This is a genomic window from Mycobacterium sp. NAZ190054, from assembly GCF_001545925.1.
Classification (GTDB): domain Bacteria; phylum Actinomycetota; class Actinomycetes; order Mycobacteriales; family Mycobacteriaceae; genus Mycobacterium.
The window spans coordinates 1-4,378 of sequence record NZ_LMVQ01000300.1 but is presented as its reverse complement, the minus strand read 5'-3'; the positions used below and the strand labels follow the sequence as shown (position 1 = coordinate 4,378).

Here is a 4,378-nt window from a genome sequence, read left to right as displayed (position 1 = left end):
CCGGTGTCGCGATCAACATCGCCCATGAGCTGGGGCATCAACGGGCGCGGTCGGAGCGGTGGCTGAGCAAGGTCGCGCTGGCCCAGTCGGGCTACGGGCACTTCTTCGTCGAGCACAACCGCGGCCGGTAGCCGCCCGCCGCCTCCAGCGCGGCCCGGCGACGGTCCAGTTCGGCGTCGGGGACGTCGACCTGGATGGTGCGGTGCGGGATGTCGATGGTGATCAGGTCGCCGTCTTCGACCAGTGCGATCGTCCCGCCGGCCGCCGCCTCCGGGGAGACGTGGCCGATCGACAGCCCCGACGATCCACCCGAGAACCGGCCGTCGGTGACCAGCGCGCACACCTTGCCCAGGCCGCGGCCCTTGAGAAACGAGGTGGGATAGAGCATTTCCTGCATGCCCGGCCCGCCCTTGGGGCCTTCGTAGCGCACCACCACCACGTCGCCGGGCTGCACCCGCCCGTTCAGGATCGCGTCGACGGCGTCCTCTTGGGACTCCACCACGACGGCCGGGCCGGCGAACTTCAGGATCGACTCGTCCACGCCCGCGGTCTTGACGATGCAGCCGTCCACCGACAGGTTGCCGCGCAGCACCGCCAGCCCGCCGTCCTCCGAATAGGCGTGCCGCACATCGCGGATGCAGCCCTCGGCGGCGTCGGTGTCCAGGGACTCCCAGCGCTCCGACTGCGAGAACGCCGACGCCGACCGCACACATCCCGGTGCGGCATGGAACAGCTCGACGGCTTCGGCGGAGGCTTCACCACCGCGGATGTCCCAGCGGCGCAACCACTCCGCCAGCGACCCGGCGTGCACCGAGTGCACGGTCTCGTGCAGATGCCCACCCCGCCACAGCTCGCCGAGGATCGCCGGGATGCCGCCGGCGCGGTGCACGTCCTCCATCAGGTAGTGCCCGTTGGGCGCGACCTTGCACAGGCACGGCACCGCCCGGCTGCGCTTCTCGATGTCCTCCAGCGTGTAATCCAGCTCGGCCTCGCGGGCGGCGGCCAGCAGATGCAGGATGGTGTTCGTCGAACCGCCCATCGCGATGTCCATCGCCATCGCGTTGTCGAACGCGTCCCGGTTGGCGATCGCGCGCGGCAGCACGCTCGCGTCGTCCTCGTCGTAGTACCGGCGGCACAGGTCCATCACGGTGGCGCCGGCGTTCTCGTACAGCGCGCGGCGCGCGGTGTGCGTCGCCAGTACCGAGCCGTTGCCGGGCAGCGCCAGTCCGAGCGCCTCGGTCAGGCAGTTCATCGAGTTCGCGGTGAACATGCCCGAACACGACCCGCACGTCGGGCACGCCGACTCCTCGATGCGGGCCAGATCCGGATCGGACACCTCGCTGCTGACAGAGTCGGCGATCGCCGAGATCAGGTTCAGCCGGGTCCGCACGGTGCCGTCGACCAGCACGGCGGTGCCGCCCTCCATCGGCCCGCCCGAGACGAACACCGTCGGGATGTTCAGCCGCAGCGCGGCCATCAGCATGCCTGGAGTGATCTTGTCGCAGTTGGAGATACACACCAGCGCGTCGGCGCAGTGCGCGTTGACCATGTACTCCACCGAGTCGGCGATCAGCTCGCGGCTGGGCAGCGAGTACAGCATGCCGCCGTGGCCCATCGCGATGCCGTCGTCGACGGCGATGGTGTTGAACTCGCGCGGCACCCCGCCCGCGGCCTTGACCGCGTCGGACACGATGCGCCCCACCGGCTGCAGATGGGTGTGGCCCGGCACGAACTCGGTGAAGCTGTTGGCGACCGCGACGATCGGCTTGCCGATGTCGGCGCTGTCCACGCCCGCCGCGCGCAGCAGCGACCGCGCGCCGGCCATGTTGCGTCCGTGGGTGACCGTCCGTGACCTGAGCTCCATGCGTCCACGGTGCGGCCTCGCCCCGCCGTCCGGAAGACGGCACGGATACTGGTACCCGTACTACCACCCTCGATACCCTCGGGGGCGTGGACAGACGCACGCGGCAACGCCTCGCCCTCGGCGAGTTCCTGCGTGCGCGCCGCACGGCGGTCGCGCGGGCCGACCTGGGCCTGCCCGAGCTGCCGCGGTCACGCATCAGCGGGTTGCGCCGCGAAGAGGTGGCGGTGCAGGCCGGGGTCAGCGTCACCTGGTACACGTGGCTGGAGCAGGGCCGCGACATCAACCCGTCCAAACAGGTGCTCGACGCGGTCGCGCGGGCGTTGCGGCTGTCGGCGGCCGAACACGAGTACGTGCTGGCGCTCGGCGGATACGCCGTCGATCCGGCGGTGTCGGACGGTCCGCTGCCGCCGCAGATCCAGCGGTTCCTCGATGCGCTGGACGGTTACCCGGCGTTCGCGATCACCCCGGACTGGGGCATCGCGGCGTGGAATGCCGCCTATACGGCGCTGTATCCGAACATCGAGCAGGTGCCGGCCGCGGACCGTAACCTGCTGTGGCTGGTGTTCACGGACCCCTATATCCGAGAGTTGTTGCCCGACTGGGACTCCGACAGCCGGCGCTTCCTGGCCGAGTTCCGTGCCGACGCCGGCCCGCGGGTGGGCGGGCCGTCCTACACCGCGCTGGTGTCCCGGCTGTCGGAGAGCAGTGAGCATTTCGCGGCGGCGTGGCAGGCCACCAGCATCGAGCGGTTCACGTCGCGGGAGCGGCTGTTCCGACATCCGGTGGCCGGCGAGCTGCGGCTCGAACACCATCAGGTCGCGCCCGTGGACGTGCCCGAGGTCCAGATCGTCGCGTACCTTCCGGTGCCCGGATCGGATGCGGCAGAACGCCTTCGGACGATTGCGGGTTAGCGGACGATGATCGTGTGCGCGCCGCGCGGGACGAGCTCGCCGATCACCGGCGCGCCGGGGATCTCCCCGGCGATCAGCAGCCCGCCCGAGGTCTGGGCGTCGGCCAGCAGCAGCGCCTCGTCCTCGTCGACGGCCGACAGGTCGACGTGCGGGGCGACCCAGTCGAGGTTGCGGCGGGTGCCGCCGCTGACGTAGCCGTCGCGCAACGCCTGCCGCGCGCCGTCGATGTAGGGCACGGCGGACGCGTCGATCACCGCCGTGACCCCGCTGGCGCGGGCCATCTTGTGCAGATGCCCCAGCAGCCCGAATCCCGTGACGTCGGTGGCGCATTCGACACCGGCCAGCAACGCGGCCTCGGACGCCTCGGCGTTGAGCGTCGTCATCACCTCGATCGCCTCGGCGAAACGCTCACCGGTGTTCTTGTGCCTGCTGTTGAGCACGCCGATCCCGAGCGGCTTGGTCAGCGACAGCGGGACACCGGCCTTGCCTGCGTCGTTGCGCAGCAGCCGGTTCGGGTCCGCGATCCCGGTGACGGCCAGACCGTACTTGGGTTCGGGGTCGTCGACGCTGTGCCCGCCGGCGAGGTGACAGCCCGCCACGGCGCACACGTCCAGACCCCCGCGCAGCGTCTCGGCGGCCAGCTCGAACGGCAGCGTGTCGCGCGGCCAGCCGAGCAGGTTCACCGCGACCACCGGGCGTCCGCCCATCGCGTACACGTCGGACAGCGCGTTGGCGGCCGCGATGCGGCCCCAGTCGTAGGCGTCGTCGACGACCGGGGTGAAGAAGTCCGTCGTCGCGATCAGCGCCGTGCCGCCCCCGATGCGCACCGCGGCCGCGTCGTCGCCGTCGTCGAGCCCGACGAGCAGTTCCCCGACCGGATCGACCGGGTTCGCCTTGGTGAGTCCGCGCACCACCTCTTCCAGCTCGCCGGGCGGGATCTTGCACGCGCATCCGCCTCCGTGGGCGAACTGGGTCAGCCGGAAACTCGTCGGGGAAACCATGACCACCATGCTGCCCTGTCATGATGGACCGATGGGTCAGGGAGGCGTTTCCGGTCTGGTGACCGGCACGATCTTCAAAATCGCTGAGCGGCAGTTGCTGTCGCTGGCGGGTTCGATTCCCGTCCGCCTCCGCCATTTCCCTGCGATTTCGGCGTACTTCGTCACGCTCACGTTGACCAACTACGCCCAAATCGCGCCATGAGTGACCCGCGACGGCGGGTGCCGCGCACCGACGCCCTGCTCGCCGACCCCCGCCTGGCCGCCGCGGTGCACACGCTGGGCCGCACCCTGGTCAAGGGCGTGATCGCCGACGCGCAGCAGCGGGCCAGGGCAGGCGACATCGCCCCCGAAGACGTCGCCGACCACGCCGTCGCGGCCCTGCCCGCAGGCGCGACCAGCCTGAAGGCCGTCATCAACGCCACCGGTGTCGTCGTGCACACCAACCTGGGGCGGGCGCCCCTGTCGCAGGCCGCGGTCGACGCGATCGTCAACGCCCACGCCACCGGCACCAGCGTGGGCGACGTCGCGGAGTCGGTGGCGATCAACAACGCGCTGGGCACTCACGCGCCCGCGGTGTACGCGCCGAAGGCGGCGCTGGGGCA

General features: G+C 70.9%; 3 protein-coding genes, 1 tRNA gene and 2 pseudogenes. 4 read left to right on the top strand and 2 right to left on the bottom strand.

Features of this window, described 5'->3' with window-relative positions; genetic code table 11:
• Nucleotides 1-125: pseudogene (locus ASJ79_RS34175) on the top strand (alkane 1-monooxygenase); the annotation flags it as partial.
• Here the strand turns inward: ASJ79_RS34175 and ilvD are convergent.
• On the bottom strand, nucleotides 92-1,864 hold the full coding sequence (gene ilvD / locus ASJ79_RS19480) for a dihydroxy-acid dehydratase (protein WP_082753939.1): 1,773 nt from the start codon (nucleotides 1,862-1,864) through the stop codon (nucleotides 92-94). The pseudogene ASJ79_RS34175 and the gene ilvD sit on opposite strands and share 34 nt — an antisense overlap.
• Before the next feature lie 86 nt (nucleotides 1,865-1,950).
• Between ilvD and ASJ79_RS19475 the strand changes: the two genes are divergently transcribed.
• Nucleotides 1,951-2,775 carry a helix-turn-helix transcriptional regulator gene (locus ASJ79_RS19475; protein WP_067958687.1) on the top strand — a complete coding sequence of 275 codons (825 nt, stop codon included), beginning with the start codon at nucleotides 1,951-1,953 and terminating at the stop codon, nucleotides 2,773-2,775.
• Here the strand turns inward: ASJ79_RS19475 and selD are convergent.
• Nucleotides 2,772-3,776: a selenide, water dikinase SelD gene (gene selD / locus ASJ79_RS19470; protein ID WP_156448532.1), complete on the bottom strand. Its 1,005-nt coding sequence runs from the start codon at nucleotides 3,774-3,776 to the stop codon at nucleotides 2,772-2,774. The two genes, ASJ79_RS19475 and selD, sit on opposite strands and share 4 nt — an antisense overlap.
• Nucleotides 3,777-3,816: 40 nt before the next feature.
• Here selD and ASJ79_RS19465 point away from each other — a divergent pair.
• Both ASJ79_RS19465 and ASJ79_RS19460 read left to right on the top strand, forming a co-directional pair.
• Nucleotides 3,817-3,911 (top strand) — tRNA-Sec (locus tag ASJ79_RS19465).
• Nucleotides 3,912-3,974: 63 nt separating this feature from the next.
• Nucleotides 3,975-4,378, top strand: a pseudogene (locus ASJ79_RS19460) (L-seryl-tRNA(Sec) selenium transferase); the annotation flags it as partial.